Origin of the sequence: Mesorhizobium sp. ESP6-5, from assembly GCF_020164695.1 — a bacterium.
In the GTDB taxonomy this organism is placed as follows: domain Bacteria; phylum Pseudomonadota; class Alphaproteobacteria; order Rhizobiales; family Rhizobiaceae; genus Mesorhizobium; species Mesorhizobium australicum.
Genome location: NZ_JAIUGR010000004.1, coordinates 14,628 through 38,563, shown reverse-complemented (window position 1 = coordinate 38,563; position 23,936 = coordinate 14,628). Strand labels below are relative to the sequence as shown.

The window sequence follows — 23,936 nt, the reverse complement described above, 5'->3', positions numbered from 1 at the left end:
TCACGATCTAGGGCGCCACGTGTAAATTGCCAATCTTTCCCGAGGCTTGAATATGATATCGCACAAAAGAGAGGCCCCGGATCGCCGGAGCCCCTCTCATTTTTGTCTCGCCCGACCTCAGACGGCGATCTTGCCGCCACCCTGTTTGGTGATGGCGACCACCGCCGGCCGCACCGGCATGTCGGGCCTGAAATCGGGCCAGCGGGTCGACAGGTCCTCATAATAGGAGGGCCGGCAGAACGCTTCCCAATCCTCGCCGCCGTCACCCGGATGCTGGACGGCGACAAAGGCGGTCTGGTCGTCCGGCGCAAACAGCGGGCCGCACATTTCGGCGCCGATCGGCACCCGGAAGAACAGCTTCGAGGTCGCCCGCGCCGATCCTTCCGTGTCCACCGCCCACAGGCCGTCGGTGCGGCCGGTTGCCTTCGGGCCCTGGCCGTCGGTGGCGACCCACAGGCGCCCGGCCGAATCGACCGCGCAATTGTCGGGCATGCCGAACCAGCCATTGGCCGTCGTCGCGGTGGAGAAGGTGGCGCCGACGGCGGCCACCGACGGGTCGCCGCATTTCAGCAGCACTTCCCACTTGCCCTTGGTGGCGGCGAAATCGCCCTCGTCCTCGACGATTTCGATGATGTGGCCGAAGGCGTTTTCGGCACGCGGGTTGGCGGCGTCGACCTGATCGGCCTTGCGCTTGGAATTGTTGGTCAGCATGACATAGACCTTGCCGTTGCTGGCATTGGGCTGGATGTCTTCGGGCCGGTCCATCTTAGTGGCGCCAAGGAGGTCGGCGGCGCGACGTGTCTCGATCAGCACGTCGGCCTGGCCGGCAAAACCGTTTTCCGCCGTCAGCGGCCCCTGGCCGAACACGATCGGCATCCATTCGACCGAGCCGTCCTCCGCGAATTTGGCGACATGCAGCGTGCCGTCGTCGAGCAGATCCTTGTTGGCCGCGCGGTCGCCGGCGTTGAACATGCCCTTGGTGACGAACTTGTAGACATAGTCGAAGCGCTCGTCGTCGCCGAGATAGAAGACCACTCGACCATCCTTGGCGACGATCGATTCGGCGCCCTCATGCTTGAAGCGGCCCATGGCGGTGCGCTTGCGCGGCACCGAGGCCGGGTCGTTGACATCGACCTCGACGATCCAGCCGAAGCGGTTGGGCTCGTTCGGCTCCTTGGCCAGGTTGAAGCGGTCATAGTGCGCGCCCCATTCATAGGCGCCTTCCGGAATGCCGAGGCGCTTGTAGTTGGCCGCCTCCTTGTGGCCCTCCGGCAGCTCGCCGGAGAAATAGCCATGGATGTTCTCCTCGGACATCACATACGTGCCCCAGGGCGTGACCCCGCCGGCGCAATTGTTGATGGTGCCGAACACCTTGACGCCGGACGGGTCGGCATTGGTCTTGACGCGGTCATGGCCGGCAACCGGGCCCGACAGCGCCATCTCGGTGTTTGCGGTGATGCGGCGGTTGAGCTTGCCGTCGCGAATCACCCGCCATTTGCCGCCATCCTTGCGGATCTCGACGATGGTGCCGCCATGGGCGGCCATCTCGACATCGACCTGCTCTTTCGAGAGCGGCGCCACCTCGGCCGACTTCTTGCCGTCCTTCTCGACAATCTTGACGATGCCTGGGAACATCAGATGCGGGTTGGTGTATTCGTGGTTGACCACCAGCAAGCCATGTTCGGCCGAGCCATCGAGCGGGATGTAACCGACATAGTCGTTGTTGTAGCCGAACTGCCTGGCCTGGGCTTGCGCCGACTGCTTCGTCGGGTCGAATTCCGGCGAATCGGCAAACAGCGGATCGCCCCAGCGCAGCAAAACGTCGGCGTCGTAGCCCGGCGCGACGTGGTGCTTATCGTCGATACCGGCCTCCAGCTCGTCGAATTTGAACGCTGAGCCTTCCGCGGCGCGGGCACCGTCGGCGGCGATCATGGCCAGCGGGCTGACGGTGGCGGCGATCGCCGAAACGGCAAGCGAACCCTTGAGGAAGCCACGGCGCGAGAACCGCGCGGCGATGATCTCGCCCATGGTGCGGTTCTCGCTGGGATTGTTGGCCGGGCCTTCGTTTTCCTCGAGCAGGCTGGTGCGGAATCGGGCGTCGGGGGAGCGATGTTCGGTCATGGGAACCTCTGGTGGGTTTTGGCTGGAGCTTCCGGCTTACAGTCGGCTGATCACATTTTCGTGACATGGTATCTCCGCTGTCGCTCGCTCACGAGACCGATTTTTTACGCCTCGCCTGGGACTTTGGTCCAAGCTTGCGCCTGCAAAGGTCCTGGGGGACAAACGCAACGGTCGGAGGTCGCTTCCGGTCACCACGTCTTTCGGCGATGTTGTTGCACTGCAACGTTGGGGTGGGCGCGCCGGCTCAATCGACGGAGATCAGTATGCGTGGATCGATCACGGCCCATTGTTGCCGACTGGCTCTCAGATCGGCGGCCGTCCTGGCGCTGACCATCGCTCCCTATGGAGTCGTCTTCCATGGCTTCGTGCCTGGAATCGATGCCGCGACCGCACATGCCGACAAGGGTGGCAACGGCGGTGGTGGCAACGGTGGGAATGGCGGCAACGGCGGTGGCGGCAACAGTGGTGGCGGTGGCGGCAACAGCGGCAATGGAGGAAACAGCGGCAACGGCAATAGCGGTAACAGCGGCGGCGGGAATAGCGGAAAGGGTAAGGGCCAGGGCAACCAGAGCACAAGCCATGTCAACGCCACGACCGGCGACACGGTCGACGTGGACGGCAACAAGATTACAGTTCAGCACCCTGACGGCTTGACGGAAAAGATCGAGAACGGCCGCTTCAGCATGAAGGATAAGCTCGGCCGCACGATCATCGATCGCCGTGCCACACCGGCCGACGCCAGCCGTCTCAAGGCGCTATGAATTTCGACCCTTTGAATTTCGGCCCTATGAATTTCGCCTTGTGAAGCTGGTCAACAGGCAACGACCAGCTTCACACGTCACCTCCGCCGCCCCCCGGCGGAGGTGACCTCGTTTCGCGGCGTTCCGCGACGGCTACGAACGGTCCCTGTCGCGGTCGCGAAACTCGCGCATGATGAGGGCCGCTTCAGTACGGTTTCGTACGTTGAGTTTCGACAGCACCCCCGTCATGTGATGCTTGACGGTCTTCTCCTGCAGCTCCAGGCGTAAGGCGACTTCCTTGTTGCTCAGTCCCTCCGCCACCAGCCGCAGGATTTCGGTCTGCCGGCCGGTGAGTTGCCGCAGCCGGTCCGCCACGCCGTTGGCGGGCTGCAAGGACTGCACGTCGGAAAGCAGCCGGGCCGACAGCATCGGCGAAAGATAGCTTTCGCCGGCCGCCACGTTGCGCAGGATATCGGCAAGCGCACGCGATCCGACGCCTTTGAGGACATAGCCGAGCACCCCGGCGTTCAAGGCCTTGGTCACATCGGCATTCGCCTCTGAAACGGTCAGCATGACGATCTTCTGGGCGGGATGGTCGGCAAGGATGCTGGCAACCGCGGCCAGGCCGCCGCCCGGCATTGAAATGTCGATGAGCAATATGTCGGGCTGCATGGTCGAGGCGATGCGCTCCGCGTCCTGCGCGGTCGCACCTTCGCCGACCATCTCGAAGCCGCCGATCTCCGACAGGCTGCGCGTCACGCCTTCGCGGAACAGCGGATGATCGTCGACAATGGCAATGCGGATGGCGCCGATCATGCTTGCTCCTCGACCGAAAGACGGATCACCAGCTTCGTGCCTTTCGGCCCTGTGAGTGTTTCGAATTGGCCGCCAATGCTTTCAACCCGCTCCCTGAGGCCGGCAAGGCCCAACCCCTCGGCCCGCGCCGGATCGAAGCCCGGTCCGCCGTCCGATACTTCAACGAAAAGCCTACCATTTTTCATGCCTGCACGCACCGCCTGATCCTTGCCCCGTCCGTGGCGGTAGGCATTGTTCAGCCCCTCCTGCACGAAACGATAGATGCTGATCTTCTCAGAAGCGCCGGGCTCCGGCAAATGTCTCGGCATCGTAAGCGTCACCGATGTGCCCGTCCGGCGCTCATGCTCCTCGACGGCCAGCCGCAGCACGTCCGCCGCCGCCGCCGTTTCTATCTGCGGCAGGACCAGGCCGGTGCAGATGCCGCGTATCTCGCGCATCGCATCCTCCAGCGTCTTGCGGATCATGGCGATTTCGGTCGAGCGGCCTTCGCTGCCATGGCCGTCGCCGGTAAACACCGGACTGTCCATGCGCAGCGCGGCCAGCGCCACGAGCTGGGCAGGGCCGTCATGCAGGTCGGCGCCGATCCGGCGCAGATATCTTTCGTTGAGCGCGGTGGCGCGGCGGGACGCCCGCTGCACACGATGCCGCAAGGCGCTGTTCTGTGTCACCAGGCCCTGCAGCTCCGACACCTGGCGGCGCAGCGCCCCGCGCTGGTCGTCGATAATGCGGCTGCCGCGCAGGACGATGCCCGACAGAAGCAGGAATGCCGTCAAGGTGGTGCCGGCCACGACCAGCCAGCTCGACAGCAGGGCGGAAGCCAGGGTAGCCTTGAAATCGCTCGCGACCTCGTAGAATTCGGTGACGGCGACCACTTCGCCGGACCAGGGCTCGCGCACTGGATTGTAGATCTCGAGCAACGGCACACCCGCGGCCCGCTCCTTGTCTTCGTTCTCGTCGAACGTATCGAACTGGGCAACGACGCTGCCCTGGAAGGCAGAACGCAGATTGTCGTTCAGGTCGAAGCGGCGACCCGTCAAAGCCGAGTCCTTCGCATAGAGGATCGTGCCGTCGCGGCGCCAGAGCCTGAAGGATGCCAGGCGTTTGCCGAGCGCGCCCTGGCCGAGCGTCTCGTCGAGCGCCTGCTTGACGGATGCGCTGAGCTCCTCGCTCTTGCGCAGGTCGGGCAGCAGCGGCGCAATCACGCTGTCGACATAGAGCGCCGTCGTGGCGGCCGAATTGCGAGTGACGCCGTCCCGGATCTGCGTCGTCACCCAGGTGCCGACGACCACCATGACGACCAGCAGCCCAAAACCGCCGGCAACGACGAATTGCAGGGCAAGGGAAAGCTCGCTCCAGCGCCGCGCCAAGTTCTGAAAAATACGAGTCATGAACCCCTGACCGCCCTTCTATCGACAGGCTGGGCGATTCCGGCACATTGAGCTTCAGTCTCGCCGTTGCCAAGACCCTCCTTTGAACGACGTCGCTTGACGTTCCGGCACGCTTCGGAAACAAGGTCGGCGATATCAGGCAAAAGGCGCTTCGAGGGGGACGGGACGTTGAGTTTTTCGGGACTTCTGCAGCTCGGCTTTTCGACGGTGATCTTCCTGCTGGCAGCGACCGCCGCCAAGCAATGGGGGCTGGCGCCCAGCCTGGGCAAGATCCTGCTGACGCTGGCGCTCTATTCGGTGGGCAATCTGATCATGCTGCGGTTGATCCGCGAGTTCGGCATGTCGGTATCGTTCAGCCTCTCGGCGGTGATCCAGCTGGTTTCGGTCAATGTCGTTGCACTGGTGTTCTTCGGCGAGCGCGTCAACGCGCTGCAGGCGGCCGGCATCGCGCTGGCAATCGCAGCCGTGGCGCTGATCACGCTTGGGCCCTATCTGCAAGGGCGGATGTAACGGTGCCGATGAAGAACGCCGCGAAAGCTCTGCTCAATCGGGTCGAATTCCCGGTGCTGCTGGCCGGCCTGGTCATCGCCGGTGGGCTGTGGGCGTTCGAGGAATTGATGGAGGTGGCACGGGCCACCACGCCGCACGCCTTCGATACCGAAATCCTGCTTGCATTCCGCCAGGCCGGTCAACCGGCGATCCCGATCGGTCCGCCATGGCTGGAAGGCGCGATGCGCGACATCACCAGCCTCGGCAGCTCCAGTGTTCTGGTGCTGATCACGGCGGCGACGATCATCTATCTGCTGTTGATCCGCCGCCCGGCGACGGCGCTTCTCATGTTCGTTGCCGTGGCGGGCGGCCAGGTGCTGTCGAGCCTGCTGAAAGTCGGCGTCGACCGGCCGCGCCCGGAACTGGTTTCGCATCTCGTCAACGAGACGTCGCTTTCCTTCCCGAGCGGCCATGCCATGCTGTCGGCGGTGACCTACCTCACGCTCGGTTCGCTGGCGGCGCGCTTCCTGCCGGGCCGGACGACCAAGGTCTACGTGTTGTTCCTGGCGGTGCTGACGACAGTGCTGGTCGGCGTCAGCCGCATCTATCTCGGCGTCCACTGGCCCTCGGATGTGCTGGCGGGCTGGTGTGCCGGCTTCGCCTGGGCGATGCTATGCTGGTTGGTGGCGAGGCTTCTGCAACGGCGCAAGGCGGTGAGCGAGGAGCCTGACTGAGTCAGATCAACCTGTTGATGAGGTGCCCTCCGCAGCCCGTCAGTATCAGAACCGTCGACAGCAAGCCTGCCGATATTACCATGGTCTTGAAAACGTTCACCCGCGTACCCCCTGCGTCTGATGCATGCCACCCTACCTGAAATCCCTGGCAGGTATCGAAGAAAATGGGCATCAGGTGTGGTTACGTCTAAAACCGATATGATGATGCTTGAAACATGATAATGATGGTATTATACGTTACGCTAGCAGGCTCAGACGGGGATTCCGGCCGATGATCACTGCCGCGCAGATGCGCGCCGCAAGGGCGCTGGCCGGCATCGACCAGAGGACGCTCGCCGAGCGCGCCGGCGTCTCGCTTCCCACCATCCAGCGCATGGAGGCGAGCGGCGGCGTGGTCAGGGGCGTGGTCGATACGCTGATGAAGGTCATCCAGGCTCTCGACGAAGCCGGGGTGGAACTGATCGGCGAGAACCAGGCCAGCGAGCGCGGCGGCAGGGGCGTGCGCCTCAAGGCCGCCATGCCGCCGGAACCCAAGGCCGGGCCGGAATAAGTCGCGACGGCGACCGCCGACAGTCCTGCCGACGATCCCGCCGCTTTTGCAGGGGCAGTCCGTGGATCAATCGCGTCAGGCAGTGCATCAGGCGGTGAAGCCGACATTCTCCGAGCTGTTCACGCCGAAGCTGGTGACGGTCTGGCGGGAGGGCTACCGGCTGCCGCATTTCAAGGCGGATGTCATCGCCGGGCTGACTGTCGCCATCGTCGCGCTGCCGCTGTCGATGGCGATCGCGATCGCTTCGGGCGTGACGCCGGAGCGTGGCCTCTACGCTTCCATCGTCGGCGGCTTCATCATCTCGGCCTTGGGCGGCAGCCGCTTCCAGATCGGCGGCCCGGCCGGCGCCTTCATCGTGCTGGTGGCGGCGACGGTGGCGCGCGTCGGCCTCGACGGCCTGCTGCTGGCGACGATGATGGCCGGTGTGTTCCTCATTGCCATCGGCTATCTCCGGCTCGGCACCTACATCAAGTTCATTCCCTATCCGGTCACTGTCGGCTTCACCGCCGGCATTGCCGTCATCATCTTCTCCGGCCAGATCGTCGAACTGTTCGGGCTGACCTTGCCGGGCCGGGAGCCCGGACCGTTCGTGCCCAAGCTGATCGCGCTTGGCGAAGCAGCCGGCACGATCAACCTCGCGGCGACCGGCGTGGCGGCGCTGACCATCGCGACCATCGTCTTGCTGAAGCGCTGGCGGCCGAAATGGCCGGCCATGTTGATCGCCATCGGGCTCGCCTCGCTGGTCGTGGCGCTGTTGGCGTTGCCGGCCGAGACGATCGGCACGCGCTATGGCGGCATTCCGAGCAGCCTGCAATGGCCTGGCATGCCACCCGTCAGCTTCGGCAGGATGCTCGACGTCTTGCCGGACGCCATCGCCTTCGCGCTGCTCGGCGCCATCGAATCGCTGCTGTCGGCCGTCGTCGCAGACGGCATGACGGGCCGGCGGCACCGCTCAAATTGCGAGTTGGTGGCGCAGGGCTTCGCCAATGTCGCGTCCGCTTTGTTCGGCGGCATCTGCGCCACCGGCACCATAGCCCGCACCGCCACCAATGTGCGGGCCGGCGCACACGGTCCGGTCTCGGGCATGGTCCATTCGGGAATCCTGCTGGTGCTGATGCTGGTGGCGGCGCCGCTTGCCAGCTACATCCCGCTCGCGGCCCTTGCCGGCGTCCTGGCGGTGGTCTGCTGGAACATGGTCGAGAAACAAGCCTTCGCCACGCTGCTCAGGGCATCGCGCGGCGATGCGCTGGTGCTGATGGCGACCTTCCTCATCGTCGTCTTCCGCGACCTCACCGAAGGCATCGTCGTCGGCTTCTCGCTCGGCTCGATCCTGTTCATCGACCGCATGGCCAAGTCCGTCGCGGTCGAGGCGGACCTGGCGCAGGACGATATCGCCGACAGCGTCGGCGTCGCCCGCGCCTATGATTCCGCGGAGGCAAGCGACGCCGACACCGTCGTCTACCGCATCTCGGGCGCCTTCTTCTTCGGTGCCGCGTCCACTGTCGGCAGCGTGCTCGACCGCATCGCCGACCAGCGCCGCAACTTCGTGCTCGACTGTTCGGCCGTGCCGCTTTTCGATTCGACGGCGGCCAATGTCATCGAAAGCGCGGCCCACAAGGCGGGGCGCGCCGGCGTGCGCTTCACCATTTCGGGCGCCTCGCCGCAGATCCGGCGCATGCTGATCAATCACGGCGTCAAGCCGCCGCTGGTGACCTATGCCGCGTCGATCCGCGACGCGCGGGACCAATTGGCGGGGAGACAAGAGGCGAAGCAGCCGTCTCTCAACGATTGAGCGATGCCGGGCCGCTGACGAACGGACTTTCCCTGACGTAGAACCGCAGCAGGCGGTCGGCGTCCTTCGAAATGCCGATCCTGATGCCCCGTCCGATCGCGCCGGGCTCACATTCATCGTGGGCGAGCCACAGCGGGCCTTTCCGGCACAGGTCGATCCCGTCGAGCGAACGATCGATCCGCAACGCCGCGGCCAGCCTCCCGGGCCCGCGCGCCAGGTCGCGCAGGCGCTCGACGCCTCGGTTCAGCCGCATGATCGCGACGCCTTCCAGCGGTTCCAGCGCCCGGATCAGCACGCCGGTTCCGACCCCTTTCGTCTCGCTCGAGACATTCAGCATGAAGGAGGTGCCATAGGCGAGGTAGACATAGGCGTGCCCGGCTTCGAGAAACAGCGACCGGTTGCGCTGCGTCATCCCTCGAAAGCCGTGCCCGGCCGCATCACCGACGACATAGGCTTCCGTCTCGACGATGCGGCCGCTGACCCTGCCTTCGGGCAAGTCGCGCACCACCAGCTTGCCTAGGAGAAACCGGGCGAGCGCGGCCGTATCGTCCGGGAGCTCTTCTCGCGCGAGCGGACGATGCTTGTCGCTGTGGCTCACGGGATCCATCGGGCCGCTCTGATCTCCCGGTCGTCCATGGCACACCTCCTTGACCATTGCCGTGGAGGGACCGTCCTACCACGCTCCATCCACGGCTGTCAGCGAAGGTCGTGCGGACGCCAGCGCTCATTCGATCTTGAGCGCCGCGACCTCGCCTTCATTCATCAGCGGCACGTAGAGGATCGACTTGCCGTCGGTGCCGATATCGGCGCTGCCCGGCTTGAAATGCGCCACCGCTTCCGGCCCGCCGCCGGTCCTGTATCGATAGAGCGTGCCGGTCATGTAGGCCGTGGCATAGATGGTGCCGCCGATGGCGACGACGCCGTCGAGGTCGGCGAAGTTTTGGGCGCCCGCCAGCGGCGTCACCGCCTTGCTGGCGATGTCGACCGCCAGCAGCCCGCCGGGCTCGGCCGTGCTGAAGTCGGCCTTGATGCCCTTGCCCCAGGAGGCCACGATCAGCCTGTCGCCATCGGCGAAGACGCCGTTGGGCGAGGCGAGCAGCGGATCCTTGACGAACAGCTCCGGCCTGTCGCCGTCGATGCGGTAGATCGTGTCGGCCAGCATGTCGGTGACGTAGACCTTGCCGGACCGATCCGACGTCATGTCGTTCAGGAAAACGGCATTCGGGACCACGATGCTGGCGATGAGCTTGCCGCTGGCGAGGTCGACGACACGGATTTTGGTGATGTCGGCGACATAGAGCTTGCCGCCCGATATCGCCATGCCCTTGGGCGCGTCCATGCCGTCGGTCCAGTGCTGGCTCACCATCTTGCCATCCATTGACAGCAGGCTGAGGTAGCCGTTGCCGTCGGCGTCGCCCGGATTGCCGACGATGTTGGAAACGATGATGCGGCCGTTGGCGGCGTCGAACAGCGCCGATTCAGGCTGTTCGAGGCCCGTTGCGCGCCAGAGCTCGTCGGCCTGGGCGGCCTGGGCGGCGGCAATGCCGATGGCGGCGATGACGGCGGAAGTGACGACAATGTTCATGGCTGCTCTCCTGTGAATGTCGGTGAACAGCTAGGATTTTCGATACTTCTCGGGAAGGCGGATTGAAGCTAGTATCGAATATCGATACGAAACCGCCGGCAAGAGGCGCATCCCATGAACGGCCCGATCTTCGAGGCGCTGAAACGGACACTGAAGGCCAAGAGTGTCACCTATCGTGAGCTCGGCGAACGGATGGGCGTTTCCGAGCCGACGGTGAAGCGCATCTTCCATGAGAAGAACTGCAAGCTCGACCGGCTGGTGGAGATCTGCGCCGCCGCCGGCGTCGAACTGGAAAACGTGCTCGGCTCGATGAACCGCGGGCGGGGGCCGGTCAACCACATCGCGCCCGAGATCGAGCGCCGGCTCGCCGGCCGGCCGGCGCTGCTGTTCGTCTTCGTCATGCCATGCGCTCGCAAGGCCTGAGTGAGGCCTCGATGTTCCTCTATCTGCGCGACCTCGAGCAACTCGGCCTGATCGCGCTTGGCCGTGGCCTGTCGGCGAAACTGCTGGTCGAAACGCCGATCCAGTGGAATTTCGAGGGGCCGCTCAGGCCGCTGTTCGAAATGACCAACAAGAATTTCATCGGCTGGGCCATCACCCATATCGAGAAGGAGGCGACCTTCGTCAGCTTCTCCAGGCGAACGCGTCCGGAGACGGCGGAGATGGTGCGGCGCGAGGCCGAGGAACTGGCCGACCGGGCGAGGCTGCTGGCCCATCACGACCAGCACACCACGCCCGAGGACGGGTTGATCGGCTACAAATGGACCTTTGCCTTTGGCGCCACGCCATTCGAGGCGATCATGCCGATCGGGCCGCATCCACGCGACGCCGGGGCGCGGATGGAGGACCAGCCTTCCCTGGCAAAAGGCCGGCGGCCGCTACCCGCTTAGACCGGCCGAGGTCCGCCGCCCATCAGCCGGCACTGGCGGCAAGATCATCAGCGGACGAGGCGCCGGCGAGATCGTCGCGTGCCTTGCGGGCGAGCTTTTTCGTCGCGTGCTTGGGGCTGTCGCCGAACAGCTCGGCGGCCTCGGCGAGACAGGCTTTCCTGAGGCTCTTTTCCGAGCGCTTGAGCAACTTGCCGAGAAGTTTTGTGTCCTCGGGCGGCCCCAGCGGCTCGCTGTCCGCCTCGAGCAGCGCGCGCATGACGAACACATCATGCAGTTCACCGAGCCGCTCCCCCAGTTCATCCACGGCCTTGCGCCTCGCCTTGATCGGGGTCGGCCACAGCCTGCCCAGCAGCGACAGGTGCATGCCATGCGTCTTGGCCGCCTTGCGCAGGTCATGGAAATCGTCGGCTTCACCGCGCGTGCCGGCCTTGTCGAGCGCCTTCCTGGCGCGGCGCAAGGCGACGCGGGCGCCTTCGGCAAGCACGTCGGCGGCCTGTTCCGGCTGATCGGGCAAAGCAAGGGTTTCGATGCGCTTCAGGCCGTCTTCGCAGGCGGCGGTGGCCGCCCCGATCGCCGCCTTCAGGCCGGCGCCTTCGTGCAGATCATGCTGGCGTGCGATCAACCTGTCGCGAACGGCATCAAGCCCGCCATCGACGCTTTCCCTGGCGAAGCCCGCCGCCAGCCGATCGATGGTTTCGATCAGGGCCGTGGCTTCACGCGGACCGGCAAGCAGCGCCGCGACATTGCGATAGCACTGGTTTTCCGTAGTGCAGAATGTTTCGTCACCGGAACGAACCAAGCGCAACAAGGCACGCGCGCTTTTCAGCCGCTTGCGGCACTTGTGCAGCCCCTGTTCCGGCCGGGTGTGCGCGGTCTCCAGATGCAGCAGGGCCTTGCCGATCTCCTCGGCAAGGATACGCCTGACCTCGCCGGTCAGCGGCAGGCGCGGATCGATACGAAAGCTCATGCGGCGATCTCCGGTATCCCCCCGAGGGCGAGCGACGCGTTGTAGAATTTCTGCTCGCCGGTCACTTCCCGGCCGAGCCAGTCAGGCAGCATTTCGTCCGGAACCTCTTCCGGCGTCTCGAGCTCGGCCACCACAAGTCCCGCCAGTGCACCGCCAAAGACATCGACTTCATAGAGATAGCCGCGATGCCTAACATGGTGACGTGTCTTCTCGATGACACGTCCGATGGCGAAGCCCAGCATCTCCACCGCCTCCGCCAGCGGGATCGGGTATTCGAATTCGTCGCGCTCGCGCGCGCTGCTGCCGAATTTGAGCGTCAGCCTGGCGGAGGCGCCATCGCTGATGCGGATGCGGACGGTTCGCCCGGGTGCCGTGGCGAGATAGAACTGGAGAATGCGGATATCCGCTTCCGCCAGATCCCGCCATGCGGTGCTGGAGACCAGGAACTTACGCTCGACTTCCTTGCCCATGGCCGCGCACTAAAGCGGTTGCCGCGCGCGATGGCAAGACAGCGCCGCACACAAGTTGACCTTAATCAATCGATTGATTAAGGTCTTTGGCATGATCAAATTGCCAGATGCCAAGAGACCCCGCCGCGAGACCGCCCCGGCAGAGCCGACGCGCGCCGCGCTTGTCCAGGCGGCGTTGAAACTGTTCGGGCGGCAGGGCTTCGACGGCACCTCGACGCGCGAAATTGCCGCCGAGGCGGGGGCCAATATCGGCTCGATCGCCTATCATTTCGGCGGCAAGGAAGGTCTTCGCGCCGCTGCCGCCGACTTCATCGTCGAGACCATCCAGGGCGTCGCTGGGCAGGCACTGGGCGCCGGCGAGGGGCTCGGCCACGGACAGGCGGCGGCAAGCGATCCTGAGGCGGCGCGCGCGCAGCTCTTCACGGCACTCGAGCGGATGGTCGGCTTCATCGTGGCACAGCCGCAGGCCGGAGAGATCGTGCAATTCGTGCTGCGCGAGCTGTCGCATCCGACGGCGGCGCTCGACCGCATCTATGACGGCGTCTTCGAGCCGACGCACCGCCGGCTGTGCCAGATGTGGGAGCAGGCCACCGGCGAGCCGGCCGAGAGCGAACGCACCCGGCTCACCGTGTTCACGTTGATCGGCCAGGTCATCTATTTCCGCATCGGCCGCGAGGCTGTCATGCGCCGCATGGGCTGGCGCGACATCGGCGCCGCCGAGGTCGCCAAGGTGGTGGCGGTCACCACGGACAATCTCGGCGCCATACTGGCCGCCCGGAAGGGGCCAGGGATGAAGGGATCAAAACAATGAGCTTTCTGTGTTCGCTGCCGCTCGCCGCGCAGTTGTTCGGTGCCTGCGCGCCGGCGGCACCGCTCGCCGTCGGTTATGTCGAGGGCGATTATGTGCTCCTGGCGCCGATCGAGGTGGCGCAGGTCGAGACGGTGGCGGTGAAGCGCGGCGACCGCGTCACGCCGGGAGCCACCGTGGTGACACTCGAAAATGCCGACGCCAAGATCGCGGTGGCGCAAGCGCAGGCGGCGCTGGCCCAGGCGCAGGCGCAGTATGCCGATCTCCAGGTCGGCAAGCGGCCGGAAGAGATCGCCGTGCTGAAGGCCGAGGTCGACATGACCAAGGCACAGGCCGCCGACGCCAAGCGAAAATTCGACCGCGCCAGCGACCTGTTCAAACGCGGCGCCGGCACGCAGGCAGATTTCGACACGGCTTCCGCGACGCTGGAGACGGCCAATGCGCAGGTCGGCCAGGCGGAGGCCAACCTGGCGGTCGGCGGCCTGCCGGCGCGCGCCGAAACGATCAAGGCCGCCGACAATCAGGTCAAACAGGCGCAGGCGGCGCTGGATCAGGCGCAATGGCGGCTCTCCAAACGCGTGTTGGCGGCGCCTTCGCCCGGCCGCGTCAACGACGTCATCCGCAATCCCGGCGACACGGCGGGCCCGACCGCGCCGGTCATCTCGGTGCTTCCCGACGGCGCGGTGAAGCTCAGCGTCTATATTCCGGAAAGCGCCTTCTCCTCGGTCAAGGTCGGCAGCCTGCTCAGCGTCCATTGCGACGGCTGTGGCCCGGAGGTGAAGGCGCGCGTCAGCTATGTCTCGCCCGATCCCGAATTCACCCCGCCGGTGATCTACTCCCTGGAGAACCGGCAGAAGCTGGTCTACCTCGTCGAGGCGCGGCCGGAGGGCGATGCGGGGCCGCTGCAGCCCGGCCAGATCGTCGATGTCGATCTCGCGGATATGGGAAAATGAACGCCATCGACGTTCACGGCCTGGTCAAACGCTTCGGCGACAAGACCGTCGTCGACCATGTGACGATGTCGGTCGCCGAGGGCGAGATCGTCGGCTTCCTCGGCCCCAACGGCTCGGGCAAGACCACCACCATCCGCATCATGTGCGGCCTGCTGACGCCGGACGAGGGCGAAGGCACGGTGCTGGGCTTCAACATCCGCACCGACAGCCTCAGGATCAAGCGCGAAGTCGGCTACATGACGCAGAAATTCTCCTTCTACGAGGATCTGACGATCGGCGAGAACCTCGAATTCGTGGCGCGGCTCTACCGGCTGCGGCCGGTCGAGGACTATGTCTCGCGCACGCTGGAGGAGCTCGGCCTGACGACGCGCCGCAACCAGCTGGCCGGCACCTTGTCCGGCGGCTGGAAGCAGCGCCTCGCGCTGGCCGCCTGCATCATGCACAAGCCGAAACTGCTGCTGCTGGACGAGCCGACGGCCGGCGTCGACCCGAAGGCGCGGCGGGAGTTCTGGGACGAGATCCATCGCCTGGCGAGCGGCGGGCTGACCGTGCTGGTGTCCACTCATTACATGGACGAGGCCGAGCGCTGCCACCGCATCAGCTACATCTCCTATGGCAGGATGCTGGCCACCGGCACTGTCGCCGAGGTGGTGAAGAATGCAGGCCTGACCACCTTCGTGCTGCAAGGTCCAAAGCTCGACGAGGTGGCGCAAGCACTGCAAGGCCGCCCCGGCGTCGACCAGGTGGCCCCGTTCGGCGCGACGCTGCACGTCGTCGGTTCCGACCGCGAGAAGCTCGAGGCCGCGCTTGCCGATGTCGAGAGAGAGCACAAGGGCGTGACGGTGACGCCGGGCGAGACCAGCCTGGAGGATGTCTTCATCCAGTTCATGTCGGGATCGAAGGACAACATGGCATGAACAGCGTCTTTTCCTTCGCCAGGCTCGGCGCCCTGCTGATCAAGGAGTTCATCCAGATGCGGCGCGACCGCATCACCTTCGCCATGATGCTGGGCGTGCCGCTGATTCAGCTCGTCCTGTTCGGCTACGCCATCAACAACGACCCGAAAAGCCTGCCGGCGGCCCTGGTGGCGACCAGCAGCGATCCCTATACCCGCGCCATGGTCGCGGCGCTGCAGACCACCGGTTATTACCGCTTCGACCATGTCGCGCAAAGCGCCGAGGAGGCCGAGTTCCTGATGGCGCGCGGCGACGTCGCCTTCGTCGTCACCATCCCGGCCGATTTCGCCCGGCGCGTCGAGCGCGGCGACAAGCCGCAAATCCTGATCGAGGCCGACGCCACCGATCCGGCGGTGGCCAGCGGCGCCATCTCGACGCTGGGCACCATCGCCGGCCAGGCGCTGCTGAGAGCGCAGGGCACGCAGGAAGCCGCGGCGGAAGCCGCCAGGGGCCAGCTCGATGTCGTCGTCCACCGCCGCTACAATCCCGAAGGCATCTCGCAATACAACATCGTGCCTGGCCTGCTCGGCGTCATCCTGCAGATGACGATGGTGATGATGACGTCGATCGCGCTGACGCGTGAGACCGAGCGCGGCACGATGGAGAATCTCCTGGCGATGCCGTCGAGCCCGCTGGAGATCATGATGGGCAAGGTGCTGCCCTACCTGGCGGTCGGCGCGGTGCAGGTGGTGGTGGTGCTGGCGGCGTCGAAGCTTCTGTTCGCCATCCCGTTCACCGGCTCGATGACGCTGCTTTTGTCGGCGGTGCTGGTGTTCGTGCTGTCGCTGGTGCTGCTCGGCTACACGATCTCGACGATCGCACGCACGCAGATGCAGGCGCTTCAGCTCACCTTCTTCTTCTTCCTGCCCTCGATCATGCTGTCGGGCTTCATGTTCCCCTATCGCGGCATGCCGGACTGGGCGCAGACCTTCGGCGAGATCTTCCCGCTGACGCATTTTCTGCGCATCACCCGCGCCGTCATGCTGAAGGGCGCGCAACTGCCGGCGGTAGCGACCGAGATCGGCTGGCTGGCGGTTTTCGTGGCGCTGTTCGCCGGCGTGGCGCTGGTGCGGTTCAGGCGCACGCTGGATTAAAGTTGATTGGAATACAACACACGGAAGAAGCTATCCCCGTATCGGCTGAACTTGACTTTGGCCCAAGCAGCGATAGCGATTTCCTCGTCCGTGACCGCTCGCCTATATTCCATCGTTATCCTCATACCTCCGCCCTCTAAGCCATTGTCAACTGTGGTCATTTTCGGCGTTCGATCCGAAAAATGGATATACCAATACGCAAAAAGGACGAGATATCGCTTCCCTATGGAGGTTGCGTAACTCTCGATGGCCTGAACTGCCGCCAGAACGGCGTCAAAAGATTTCGAGCGTAGTGCTCGCTCAAGTGTGACGAACAGTAGGAATAGATCTTTGTCGATAAGGATGGGATTGCGATCGGATGTATTCTTCACGCCCCGGAGTATCAGGTTCCGCCTGGTGGCAAGGTAGATCGAAAGGGCCATAAATACTCGAAACCATGTTCGCCGCGCTGAACATCGCTGCAACGCTAACACCTGCCAAATAATCGAGTGCCTTCAATTTGTCCAATCGCAGATGAAGCCGATTTAGGCGGCCGCCATGATCCCGGCATAGGTGCCGAAATCGACATTGCCGCCGGACAGCACCACGGCGACGCATTTGCCCGACAGCTCGATCTCGCCCGACGACAGCGCCGCCAGCGCGACGCAGCCTCCGGGCTCGACCACCAGCTTCAGATAGGCCATGGCGTCGCGCATCGCCTGCCTGACGGCATCCTCGGAGACGGCGACGGCGCCGGCGAGGTTGCGGCGGTTGATCTCGAAGGTGATCGCGCCCGGCTCGGCGGTGAGGATGGCGTCGCAGATCGAACTGTGGCCAGGCTCGTTCGAAACCCTGGCGCCCGCGGCCAGCGAGCGGCGCGTGTCGTCGAAATGCTCGGGTTCGACAGCCCAGATCGCGGTGCCGGGCGAGGTATCCTTCACGGCAACCGAGATGCCGCTGGTCAGGCCGCCGCCGCCACAGGGGATGACGACCGCGTCGAGGCCGACACCCAGCGCCCGCGCCTGCTTGACCAGCTCCAGTCCGATCGTGCCCTGGCCGGCAATGATGGCCGGATCGTCGAAAGGCGGCACCAACGCCATGCCCTTGTCGAGATAGGGGCGCACCACCGTCATGCGGTCGTCCTTGAATCGGTCGAAGGGCACCACCTCGGCGCCCATCCTGCGGACATTGGCGATCTTCATGTCAGGTGCATCCGCCGGCATGGCGATGACCGCCTTGACGCCGAACATGGCGGCGGAAGCCGCCACGCCTTGCGCGTGATTGCCCGAAGAGAAAGCGACGACGCCACGCGAGCGCTCCGCCTCGCTCAGCGTCGACAGCTTGTTGTAGGCACCGCGGAACTTGAACGAGCCGGTGCGCTGCAGCGTCTCCGGCTTGAACAGGATGCGGCCGCCGAACTGCCTGTTCAGTTCCTGCGATTCGATCAAGGGGGTCTCGACGATCAGGCCCGAGAGGCGCGCTGCGGCGGCATGGATGTCGGCGATGCCGGGAGGGGTGGTCATGGCGGGTCCTGTGGCGATGCGATCCGGCCATGGTGCACGCAAAGGCGCGCTCGATGCCAACGAAAAGATGTGACGGGGACAAAGTTCGCGATTGTGATCAAGACACAAACGCATCCAGCGTTGCGGCCGTCACGCCCGCATATCGAAATTCACCCCAGCAATGTCCGCTGCCGCTTGCTGCCGCCCAGCTTGCGCCAATTGTTGAACCGATGCGTGGCGGCGGCAAACGAGATCTTCATCTGCTGGGCGACCGAATAGCGCGACTTGCCCTCGTCGAACATGCGGTAGCAGCACTCGACGCCTTCCTCTGTCAGCTTGCCGTCGGGTGCCTTGTTGTGCGGGTTGGCGGGGTCGAATTTCTCGACCTGCTGCTCGACCAGCCCCTTCAGGCGCTGCAGGTCGGCCTCGATGCTGGCGATGAGATCGAGGACCGGTTTCGGGTCGTAGGCGTGCGGAGGCTTCTTGGCCGTCATCAGCTCGTTCCTTTTTTGGCTTGGCCCGATATATAGGTAAACATTCGCTGATAATGAAGGGGGATGCCCGGTGCCGGCTCAACTATTCTTGACCGCGGCCAAGCGCACGATTGACCAAGGACGTTGCAAACCATAGTTTAGAACAATTCTAAACTAGGGTGATTTCCTCATGCTTTCCCGTGTTTTCGGCTTCGGCCGCCGCTCCTTCGAATCGCTCTCCGAACAGGAGATCCTGGCGCTGGCCATTTCATCGGAGGAGGATGACGGGCGTATCTACCGAGCCTATGCGGACGGATTGTCCGAGACTTTTCCGCAATCGGCCAAACTCTTCGAGGCCATGGCCGAGGAAGAAGACGGCCATCGCGACTCGCTGATCGAACTCTTCCGCAAACGTTTCGGCGAGCGCATTCCGCTGATCCGCCGTGAACATGTGAGGGGCTATTTCGAGCGGAAGCCCGACTGGCTGGTGCGGCCGCTCGGCATCGAGGCCGTGCGCCGCCAGGCCGAGGCGATGGAGCGGCAGGCCTACCTGTTCTATGTCGAGGCGGCCAAGCGCACCACCGACGCCTCGACCCGCAAGCTGCTCGACGATCTGGCCGCGGCCGAACAGGGCCATGAAAGCTCGGCGCATGCGCTGGAGCAGAAACACGTGCCGGGCGAAGTCAAGGTCGAGGAGGCGACCGCCGAGCAGCGCCAGTTCATCCTCACCTATGTGCAGCCGGGCCTGGCCGGGCTGATGGACGGGTCGGTATCGACGCTGGCGCCGATCTTCGCCGCCGCCTTTGCCACCCATGATACCTGGCAGACGCTTCTGGTCGGTCTCGCCGCCTCGATCGGCGCCGGGATCTCGATGGGCTTCACCGAGGTCGCTTCCGACGACGGCAAGCTGTCGGGCAGGGGTTCGCCGATCAAGCGCGGCCTGACCGTCGGCGTCATGACGACGCTGGGCGGCCTCGGCCACGCTCTGCCCTATCTCATCCCGCATTTCTGGACCGCGACGGCGGTAGCCGCCGTGGTGGTGTTCTTCGAATTGTGGGCCATCGCCTTCGTCCAGAACCGCTACATGCAGACCCCGTTCCTGCGCGCCGCCTTCCAGGTGGTGCTGGGCGGCGCCCTGGTGTTCGCGGCGGGCGTGCTGATCGGGAATGCATAAACAGAGTGGCGAAGATCGACGCTGCCCCTCATCGCCCTGCCGGCATTCCAACGCTGGCGATTGGCGAAACCGGCGATGACAGCGCCTCTCCCCGTCCGTATACGGGGAGAGGGTGCCGGCTGGCAGGTGAGGGGCGGCGCCAAACGTCAGCCCAATAGCTCTCACCCATTCACGGCCCGGCTGTCCGCTGGCGCCTCGTCCCTCTCGGCCAGTCCGTAGTCGCGCACCACGTGCGCGATCCGCAATCGATAGCCGGCAAAGATACCGCCGCGCCCGGCCCGCTGCGCCTGCCGGTGCTCTTCGGTGTTGCGCCAGGCCTTCACCGCCTCCTCGTCGCGCCAGAACGACAGCGACAGCACCCGGTTCGGGTCGGCCAGGCTCTGGAAGCGCTCGACGGAGATGAAGCCGTCAATGCCGTCGAGCAGCGGACGCAGGTCGGCGGCTATGCTCAGATAGGCCTCGCGCCGGCCCTGCGCAGGCTGCACCTCGAAGATGACGGCGATCATAGCTTGACCAGCGGCGCATGCGGGCCGGAAGCCAGTTTCAGGAACATGCGGTCCTCCTTGAGGATGAAGCGTTCGCGCTTGGCGAATTCATAGTTTGCCTTGCCGGCGGGGTCCGCGGCAAGCCGAGCACGATAGGCTTCATAGGCGGCAAGGCTTTCGATGTTGTAGGCGGCATAGGCCGTCGTGGCTGAGCCCTCATGCGGCGCGAAATAGCCGATCAGATCGGCGCCGCAGCGCGGAATGGCCTGACCCCAGTTGCGGGCATATTCCTCGAAGGCGGCCTTGCCGAACGGGTCGATCTCGTAGCGGATGAAGCAGGTGATGGTCATGTCGGTCTCCTTGATGGGCTTTCGCGCCGATAGTTCGAGCGGCCTCGAAACGTCGTGCCACCCGATCTGCTAGGCAGATGATTTGGCGATCACGCCTGCCAGAAGGATTTCGCGCATTCGCGGCGCACGTCCTCCCGTGTCAGGCCGAGGTCGCGCAGCAGGTGGTCGTCGATCTCCGAGAGGTCGCGGCGCTGCGAATGGCGGTCATACCAGCGGGCCAGCAACCGTGAGCGGACCCAGGTGACGAACGGGAACGATTGGCGGCGGGGCACCGGTTCGGGGGTGAAAGCGATTCGTGCGGCCATCCTCGTCTCCTTGATCCCGTCGGAGAATAATGGTTATCTGACAAGAATGCTTCGATGAGGATCAAACCATGCGTGAAGGACCCGACATTGCCCGCATCGCCAGCCTGGTCGGCGATCCGGCCCGCGCCAACATGCTGAATGCCCTGATGGGCGGCACGGCATTGACCGCGAGCGAACTGGCGCTGGAGGCCGGCGTGTCGCTGCCGACCGCCTCCTCGCATCTGTCCAAGCTGATGGAGGGCGGACTGCTGACCTTGGCCAGCCAGGGCCGGCATCGCTATTACGGTCTGGCCGGCCCGCAAGTGGCCGGCATGATCGAGGCCATCACCGGCGTGGCGGAAGCCGTTGGCCCCAGGCGCGTGCGGCCAGGCCCGCGCGACGGCGCGATGCGCGTCGCGCGCGTCTGCTACGATCACCTTGCCGGCGAGCAGGCCGTTGCGATGCTGGACCGCCTCGTCGAGAAAAACATACTGGTCCGCAACGACAAGGAGATCAGGCTCGGGCCATCCGCCGCATCGCATTTCGCGGCGATCGGCATCGATGTCTACACCAAGCCTCGGCGGCCGGTGTGCCGCGCCTGCCTCGACTGGAGCGTGCGGCGCTCGCACCTCGCCGGGACGCTGGGCGCCGCCATCCTCGACAAGATCCTTGCCGAGAAATGGGCGCGCCGCGAGAAGGACAGCCGCGCGGTGATTTTCTCGCCGCCGGGCAAGCAGGCGTTCGAGAGGGTGTTTTTGGGGTGAGAGTCCCGCAGCGTTGAAAGTCGAGCTAGCCGCGCTTCAGCACCTTCCCCTTCTTGAAGAAATCCACCCACGGATCGGCTTCCGAGAGCCGTTTCAGCGTCGTCTTGTCGCCGATCGGGAAGGCGTTCGGCGGCAGGCCGGCCTCGATCTCGGCCCATGTCACCGGCATCGACACCGTCGCGCCCTTCTTGGCGCGCGAGGAGTAGGGCGCGACGGTGGTCGCGCCGCTGCCGTTGCGCAGGTAGTCGACGAAGATCTTCCCCGTGCGCGCCTTCTTCGACAGCGTCGCGGTGTAACGGTCCGGCGCGCCTTGCTCCAGCGCCCTGGCGAAATCATGGGCGAAGCCTTTGACCTCGGCCCAATCCGCCGACGGCTTCAGCGGAACGACGACGTGAAAGCCCTTGCCGCCTGATGTCTTGACGAAATTGGGCAGCGACAGCTCGTCGAGCTTGCCCCTGATGTCGAGCGCCGCCTCGCGCACCGCCTTCACGTCGACGCCCTCGTCGGGGTCGAGGTCGAAGACGATCTGGTCGGGCTGTTCAAGCTTGTCGATGGTGCAGCCCCAGATGTGGATCTCGACCACGCCGAGCTGGACCAGCGCCGCGATGCCGTCGAAATCGCGGATGAACAGGATTTCCTCGCCATCCGTGGGATCCTTGGTCTTCTCGATCTTCGCATGCATGCCGGGCGAGGCATGCTTCTGGAAGAAGCGCTGGCCGCCGACACCATCGGGCGCCCTGACCAGGCTGAGCGGGCGGTCGACCACGAATTGCTTCATGCGCGGCCATACCAGCGCGTAGTGATCGAGCAGGGCCTGCTTCGAGATCTTTTCGTCGGGCCACAGAAGCTTGTCCGGGTGGGAGAGCTTCACGCTGGTTTTCGCCGCCGTTGCCGCCGTATTGGCGCTGCCTGCCGCCGGCTTGGCCTTGGCGGGGCTTTTGCCTGTCGCTGTCTTGGTTCCCGTTGCCCCTGTTCCCGTTGCATTGGGCTTTTCCTGCACGACTTCCTCCGCCGGCTTGTCCTCGCGCAGCCCCTGGAACGAAGCATGGCGTATTATACGGTCCGACGTCCAGCTGCGAAACTCCACTTCGCCGACCAGTTCCGGCTTGACCCAGACCAGGCCCTTGCCCTTCGGCACGGCCGCATCGAAGGGCGAGGCGTCCGCCTTCAGCGCATCGAGCTTCTTCTTCAGGTCGTTGGCGCTCTTGGTGGAGAAGCCGGTGCCGACACGGCCGGCATAGTGCAGGCTGCCGCCTTCGAAATAGCCGACCAGCAGCGAGCGCAGGCCGCGCCCGGTCTTGTCCGACGGCAGATAGCCGCCAATGACGAATTCCTGCCGTGCCGTGCATTTCGATTTGACCCATGCCGGACCGCGCCCGCTGCGGTAGGGCGCATCGGCGCGTTTTGAGACGACGCCTTCCAGCCCCATGCGGCAGGCATGTTCCAGCATGATCTTGCCGGGTTCGGCAAAATGGTCGGAAAAACGCACCGCCGCGGTGTCGGACGGCTCGCCGAGCAGCGCCTGCAGGGCCTGCTTGCGCTCGACAAGCGGCTCGCGGCGCAAATCCTTGCCGTCGAGCCGCATCAGGTCGAAGACGTAATAGATGAAGCGGTTCGTCCGCTTCGCCGACAGATCCTGCTGCAGCAGCGCGAAGGACGACACGCCGCTGTCGGCCAGCACGACGATCTCGCCGTCGAGGATGGCGTCGCTGCATTTCAGCCCGGCGAGTTCGGCCGCGATCTCGCCGCCGAATTTTTCCGTCCAGTCCAGCCCGGTGCGGGTCAGGAGCCGAACGTCGGTGCCGGCGATCTGCGCCTGCATGCGGTAGCCGTCGAACTTCACCTCATGCAGCCAGTCCTGGCCCGACGGTGCGTCGCGCTCCAGCGTGGCGAGTTGTGGCTCGATGAAATCGAGCTTCTTGCCGCCGGTCTTGGCCTTGCCGGCGGCCGGCTTGTTCGAATGCCAGACCTTCGGCTTCTCGCCCTTGGCCGCCTTGCCTTCGCCGACCTCCTCGATCGTCAGGCCTGATTTCACCGATTTCGGCTCGTCTTGCAGAATATCCTCGCCGGGGCGTGCGGCGGCATCGTCCGACTTGATCAGCAGCCAGTTGTCGCGTTTTTCGCCGGGCCGCGGCCGCAGCCGCACCAGATGCCACTTGCCACGCAGCTTGTGGCCCTCGAGCTCGAAGTTGATGTGCCCCTTCGCCATCATCTTGGCCGGATCGCCCTCGGGCATCCAGGTGCCCTCGTCCCAGACGAGGACCGAGCCGCCGCCATACTCGCCCTTGGGGATGGTGCCTTCGAAGCCGGCATAGTCGATGGGATGGTCCTCGACATGCACGGCCAGCCGCTTTTCGTGCGGATCGAGGCTCGGACCGCGCGTCACCGCCCAGCTCCACAGCACGCCGTCATGCTCGAGGCGAAAATCGTAATGCAGCCTTGTGGCGGCATGCTTCTGGACGACGAAGATGCCGCCGGCCTTCTTGCCGCGCGCAACCTTGCCCGCCGGCTCGGCGGTCTTCTTGAAGTCACGCTTCGAATGATACTGTTCGAGGCTGCTGGCCATCTCGTA

The 23,936-nt window shown here is 64.9% G+C and carries 26 protein-coding genes; 13 read left to right on the top strand and 13 right to left on the bottom strand.

Annotated elements, in window-relative coordinates; genetic code table 11:
• Nucleotides 1-117: 117 nt before the first annotated feature.
• Nucleotides 118-2,121, bottom strand: a complete 2,004-nt coding sequence (locus LB524_RS07135; RefSeq protein WP_224524729.1) for a PhoX family protein — start codon at nucleotides 2,119-2,121, stop codon at nucleotides 118-120.
• 263 nt (nucleotides 2,122-2,384) lie between these two features.
• On the opposite strand from LB524_RS07135, the gene LB524_RS07130 reads away from it, so the two are divergent.
• Complete coding sequence (locus LB524_RS07130; RefSeq protein ID WP_181177733.1) at nucleotides 2,385-2,882, top strand: hypothetical protein; 498 nt, start codon at nucleotides 2,385-2,387, stop codon at nucleotides 2,880-2,882.
• A gap of 132 nt (nucleotides 2,883-3,014) precedes the next feature.
• Here the strand turns inward: LB524_RS07130 and LB524_RS07125 are convergent, their stop codons facing one another.
• Together LB524_RS07125 and LB524_RS07120 are read right to left on the bottom strand one after the other, a co-directional pair.
• On the bottom strand, nucleotides 3,015-3,677 hold the full coding sequence (locus LB524_RS07125) for a response regulator (protein ID WP_015314757.1): 663 nt from the start codon (nucleotides 3,675-3,677) through the stop codon (nucleotides 3,015-3,017).
• On the bottom strand, nucleotides 3,674-5,065 hold the full coding sequence (locus tag LB524_RS07120) for a sensor histidine kinase (RefSeq protein ID WP_224524726.1): 1,392 nt from the start codon (nucleotides 5,063-5,065) through the stop codon (nucleotides 3,674-3,676). Before LB524_RS07120 ends, LB524_RS07125 begins: the two co-directional genes overlap by 4 nt.
• Before the next feature lie 168 nt (nucleotides 5,066-5,233).
• Here LB524_RS07120 and LB524_RS07115 point away from each other — a divergent pair, with 168 nt between their 5' ends.
• The 4 genes from LB524_RS07115 to LB524_RS07100 all read left to right on the top strand — a co-directional run bounded on the left by LB524_RS07115 (nucleotide 5,234) and on the right by LB524_RS07100 (nucleotide 8,630).
• On the top strand, nucleotides 5,234-5,575 hold the full coding sequence (locus tag LB524_RS07115) for a hypothetical protein (RefSeq protein WP_224524723.1): 342 nt from the start codon (nucleotides 5,234-5,236) through the stop codon (nucleotides 5,573-5,575).
• 8 nt (nucleotides 5,576-5,583) lie between these two features.
• On the top strand, nucleotides 5,584-6,288 hold the full coding sequence (locus LB524_RS07110) for a phosphatase PAP2 family protein (protein WP_140660505.1): 705 nt from the start codon (nucleotides 5,584-5,586) through the stop codon (nucleotides 6,286-6,288).
• A 271-nt stretch (nucleotides 6,289-6,559) separates the two neighbouring features.
• Complete coding sequence (locus LB524_RS07105) at nucleotides 6,560-6,838, top strand: helix-turn-helix domain-containing protein (RefSeq protein ID WP_015314761.1); 279 nt, start codon at nucleotides 6,560-6,562, stop codon at nucleotides 6,836-6,838.
• 61 nt (nucleotides 6,839-6,899) lie between these two features.
• Complete coding sequence (locus tag LB524_RS07100; RefSeq protein ID WP_224524712.1) at nucleotides 6,900-8,630, top strand: SulP family inorganic anion transporter; 1,731 nt, start codon at nucleotides 6,900-6,902, stop codon at nucleotides 8,628-8,630.
• Here the strand turns inward: LB524_RS07100 and LB524_RS07095 are convergent.
• Nucleotides 8,620-9,237: a DNA-3-methyladenine glycosylase gene (locus LB524_RS07095; protein WP_224525445.1), complete on the bottom strand. Its 618-nt coding sequence runs from the start codon at nucleotides 9,235-9,237 to the stop codon at nucleotides 8,620-8,622. The two genes, LB524_RS07100 and LB524_RS07095, sit on opposite strands and share 11 nt — an antisense overlap.
• 117 nt (nucleotides 9,238-9,354) lie before the next feature.
• A complete protein-coding gene (locus LB524_RS07090) occupies nucleotides 9,355-10,215 on the bottom strand; it encodes an SMP-30/gluconolactonase/LRE family protein (RefSeq protein WP_015314764.1) in 861 nt (286 codons plus the stop codon).
• Nucleotides 10,216-10,329: 114 nt separating this feature from the next.
• Here LB524_RS07090 and LB524_RS07085 point away from each other — a divergent pair, with 114 nt between their 5' ends.
• Nucleotides 10,330-10,638, top strand: a complete 309-nt coding sequence (locus tag LB524_RS07085; protein ID WP_224524710.1) for a helix-turn-helix domain-containing protein — start codon at nucleotides 10,330-10,332, stop codon at nucleotides 10,636-10,638.
• Nucleotides 10,639-10,649: 11 nt separating this feature from the next.
• The gene (locus LB524_RS07080; protein WP_224524708.1) at nucleotides 10,650-11,105 is read left to right on the top strand and encodes a hypothetical protein; all 456 of its coding nucleotides are present in this window, start codon (nucleotides 10,650-10,652) and stop codon (nucleotides 11,103-11,105) included.
• A gap of 22 nt (nucleotides 11,106-11,127) precedes the next feature.
• On the opposite strand, the gene LB524_RS07075 is transcribed toward LB524_RS07080, so the two are convergent.
• Both LB524_RS07075 and LB524_RS07070 read right to left on the bottom strand, forming a co-directional pair.
• Nucleotides 11,128-12,072, bottom strand: coding sequence for a CHAD domain-containing protein (locus tag LB524_RS07075; protein ID WP_140823001.1), 945 nt, complete (start codon nucleotides 12,070-12,072; stop codon nucleotides 11,128-11,130).
• Complete coding sequence (locus tag LB524_RS07070) at nucleotides 12,069-12,542, bottom strand: CYTH domain-containing protein (protein ID WP_224524706.1); 474 nt, start codon at nucleotides 12,540-12,542, stop codon at nucleotides 12,069-12,071. The genes LB524_RS07075 and LB524_RS07070 overlap by 4 nt, the downstream gene beginning before the upstream one ends.
• A 91-nt stretch (nucleotides 12,543-12,633) precedes the next feature.
• On the opposite strand from LB524_RS07070, the gene LB524_RS07065 reads away from it, so the two are divergent.
• The 4 genes from LB524_RS07065 to LB524_RS07050 are packed head-to-tail and all read left to right on the top strand — an operon-like array spanning nucleotide 12,634 to nucleotide 16,353.
• The gene (locus LB524_RS07065) at nucleotides 12,634-13,353 is read left to right on the top strand and encodes a CerR family C-terminal domain-containing protein (RefSeq protein WP_224524704.1); all 720 of its coding nucleotides are present in this window, start codon (nucleotides 12,634-12,636) and stop codon (nucleotides 13,351-13,353) included.
• Complete coding sequence (locus tag LB524_RS07060) at nucleotides 13,350-14,303, top strand: HlyD family secretion protein (RefSeq protein ID WP_015314769.1); 954 nt, start codon at nucleotides 13,350-13,352, stop codon at nucleotides 14,301-14,303. Before LB524_RS07065 ends, LB524_RS07060 begins: the two co-directional genes overlap by 4 nt.
• Nucleotides 14,300-15,220, top strand: coding sequence for an ABC transporter ATP-binding protein (locus LB524_RS07055; protein ID WP_140618109.1), 921 nt, complete (start codon nucleotides 14,300-14,302; stop codon nucleotides 15,218-15,220). The genes LB524_RS07060 and LB524_RS07055 overlap by 4 nt, the downstream gene beginning before the upstream one ends.
• Nucleotides 15,217-16,353, top strand: a complete 1,137-nt coding sequence (locus tag LB524_RS07050; RefSeq protein WP_015314771.1) for an ABC transporter permease — start codon at nucleotides 15,217-15,219, stop codon at nucleotides 16,351-16,353. The genes LB524_RS07055 and LB524_RS07050 overlap by 4 nt, the downstream gene beginning before the upstream one ends.
• A 524-nt stretch (nucleotides 16,354-16,877) precedes the next feature.
• Here the strand turns inward: LB524_RS07050 and LB524_RS07045 are convergent.
• Together LB524_RS07045 and LB524_RS07040 are read right to left on the bottom strand one after the other, a co-directional pair.
• Entirely contained in the window at nucleotides 16,878-17,855 is a 978-nt protein-coding gene (locus LB524_RS07045; RefSeq protein WP_224524701.1) for a threonine/serine dehydratase, read from the bottom strand.
• A 149-nt stretch (nucleotides 17,856-18,004) separates the two neighbouring features.
• The gene (locus LB524_RS07040) at nucleotides 18,005-18,328 is read right to left on the bottom strand and encodes a hypothetical protein (RefSeq protein ID WP_140618115.1); all 324 of its coding nucleotides are present in this window, start codon (nucleotides 18,326-18,328) and stop codon (nucleotides 18,005-18,007) included.
• Between the two features lie 169 nt (nucleotides 18,329-18,497).
• On the opposite strand from LB524_RS07040, the gene mbfA reads away from it, so the two are divergent.
• Nucleotides 18,498-19,481, top strand: coding sequence for an iron exporter MbfA (gene mbfA / locus LB524_RS07035; RefSeq protein WP_140618116.1), 984 nt, complete (start codon nucleotides 18,498-18,500; stop codon nucleotides 19,479-19,481).
• A 161-nt stretch (nucleotides 19,482-19,642) separates the two neighbouring features.
• On the opposite strand, the gene LB524_RS07030 is transcribed toward mbfA, so the two are convergent.
• The 3 genes from LB524_RS07030 to LB524_RS07020 form a co-directional block, all read right to left on the bottom strand.
• Complete coding sequence (locus tag LB524_RS07030) at nucleotides 19,643-19,987, bottom strand: antibiotic biosynthesis monooxygenase family protein (protein ID WP_140618120.1); 345 nt, start codon at nucleotides 19,985-19,987, stop codon at nucleotides 19,643-19,645.
• Complete coding sequence (locus LB524_RS07025; RefSeq protein WP_140712071.1) at nucleotides 19,984-20,316, bottom strand: NIPSNAP family protein; 333 nt, start codon at nucleotides 20,314-20,316, stop codon at nucleotides 19,984-19,986. Before LB524_RS07025 ends, LB524_RS07030 begins: the two co-directional genes overlap by 4 nt.
• Before the next feature lie 89 nt (nucleotides 20,317-20,405).
• Nucleotides 20,406-20,621 carry a DUF1127 domain-containing protein gene (locus LB524_RS07020; RefSeq protein ID WP_224524698.1) on the bottom strand — a complete coding sequence of 72 codons (216 nt, stop codon included), beginning with the start codon at nucleotides 20,619-20,621 and terminating at the stop codon, nucleotides 20,406-20,408.
• 68 nt (nucleotides 20,622-20,689) lie between these two features.
• On the opposite strand from LB524_RS07020, the gene LB524_RS07015 reads away from it, so the two are divergent.
• Nucleotides 20,690-21,364, top strand: coding sequence for an ArsR/SmtB family transcription factor (locus LB524_RS07015; protein ID WP_140712075.1), 675 nt, complete (start codon nucleotides 20,690-20,692; stop codon nucleotides 21,362-21,364).
• 25 nt (nucleotides 21,365-21,389) lie between these two features.
• On the opposite strand, the gene ligD is transcribed toward LB524_RS07015, so the two are convergent.
• Complete coding sequence (gene ligD / locus LB524_RS07010) at nucleotides 21,390-23,930, bottom strand: DNA ligase D (protein WP_224524695.1); 2,541 nt, start codon at nucleotides 23,928-23,930, stop codon at nucleotides 21,390-21,392.
• Between the last annotated feature and the right edge of the window lie 6 nt (nucleotides 23,931-23,936).

Bases quoted from the DNA above. Each gene is read 5' to 3' on its own strand.
- LB524_RS07055 (WP_140618109.1), top strand. From the start codon at position 14,300: ATGAACGCCATCGACGTTCACGGCCTGGTCAAACGCTTCGGCGACAAG.
- LB524_RS07075 (WP_140823001.1), bottom strand. From the start codon at position 12,072: ATGAGCTTTCGTATCGATCCGCGCCTGCCGCTGACCGGCGAGGTCAGG.
- LB524_RS07135 (WP_224524729.1), bottom strand. From the start codon at position 2,121: ATGACCGAACATCGCTCCCCCGACGCCCGATTCCGCACCAGCCTGCTC.
- LB524_RS07085 (WP_224524710.1), top strand. From the start codon at position 10,330: ATGAACGGCCCGATCTTCGAGGCGCTGAAACGGACACTGAAGGCCAAG.
- LB524_RS07060 (WP_015314769.1), top strand. From the start codon at position 13,350: ATGAGCTTTCTGTGTTCGCTGCCGCTCGCCGCGCAGTTGTTCGGTGCC.
- LB524_RS07020 (WP_224524698.1), bottom strand. From the start codon at position 20,621: ATGGCCGCACGAATCGCTTTCACCCCCGAACCGGTGCCCCGCCGCCAA.
- LB524_RS07080 (WP_224524708.1), top strand. From the start codon at position 10,650: ATGTTCCTCTATCTGCGCGACCTCGAGCAACTCGGCCTGATCGCGCTT.
- LB524_RS07065 (WP_224524704.1), top strand. From the start codon at position 12,634: ATGATCAAATTGCCAGATGCCAAGAGACCCCGCCGCGAGACCGCCCCG.
- LB524_RS07070 (WP_224524706.1), bottom strand. From the start codon at position 12,542: ATGGGCAAGGAAGTCGAGCGTAAGTTCCTGGTCTCCAGCACCGCATGG.
- ligD (WP_224524695.1), bottom strand. From the start codon at position 23,930: ATGGCCAGCAGCCTCGAACAGTATCATTCGAAGCGTGACTTCAAGAAG.
- LB524_RS07090 (WP_015314764.1), bottom strand. From the start codon at position 10,215: ATGAACATTGTCGTCACTTCCGCCGTCATCGCCGCCATCGGCATTGCC.
- LB524_RS07050 (WP_015314771.1), top strand. From the start codon at position 15,217: ATGAACAGCGTCTTTTCCTTCGCCAGGCTCGGCGCCCTGCTGATCAAG.
- LB524_RS07025 (WP_140712071.1), bottom strand. From the start codon at position 20,316: ATGACCATCACCTGCTTCATCCGCTACGAGATCGACCCGTTCGGCAAG.
- LB524_RS07040 (WP_140618115.1), bottom strand. From the start codon at position 18,328: ATGACGGCCAAGAAGCCTCCGCACGCCTACGACCCGAAACCGGTCCTC.
- mbfA (WP_140618116.1), top strand. From the start codon at position 18,498: ATGCTTTCCCGTGTTTTCGGCTTCGGCCGCCGCTCCTTCGAATCGCTC.
- LB524_RS07110 (WP_140660505.1), top strand. From the start codon at position 5,584: ATGAAGAACGCCGCGAAAGCTCTGCTCAATCGGGTCGAATTCCCGGTG.
- LB524_RS07130 (WP_181177733.1), top strand. From the start codon at position 2,385: ATGCGTGGATCGATCACGGCCCATTGTTGCCGACTGGCTCTCAGATCG.
- LB524_RS07095 (WP_224525445.1), bottom strand. From the start codon at position 9,237: ATGGATCCCGTGAGCCACAGCGACAAGCATCGTCCGCTCGCGCGAGAA.
- LB524_RS07015 (WP_140712075.1), top strand. From the start codon at position 20,690: ATGCGTGAAGGACCCGACATTGCCCGCATCGCCAGCCTGGTCGGCGAT.
- LB524_RS07125 (WP_015314757.1), bottom strand. From the start codon at position 3,677: ATGATCGGCGCCATCCGCATTGCCATTGTCGACGATCATCCGCTGTTC.
- LB524_RS07045 (WP_224524701.1), bottom strand. From the start codon at position 17,855: ATGACCACCCCTCCCGGCATCGCCGACATCCATGCCGCCGCAGCGCGC.
- LB524_RS07105 (WP_015314761.1), top strand. From the start codon at position 6,560: ATGATCACTGCCGCGCAGATGCGCGCCGCAAGGGCGCTGGCCGGCATC.
- LB524_RS07030 (WP_140618120.1), bottom strand. From the start codon at position 19,987: ATGATCGCCGTCATCTTCGAGGTGCAGCCTGCGCAGGGCCGGCGCGAG.
- LB524_RS07120 (WP_224524726.1), bottom strand. From the start codon at position 5,065: ATGACTCGTATTTTTCAGAACTTGGCGCGGCGCTGGAGCGAGCTTTCC.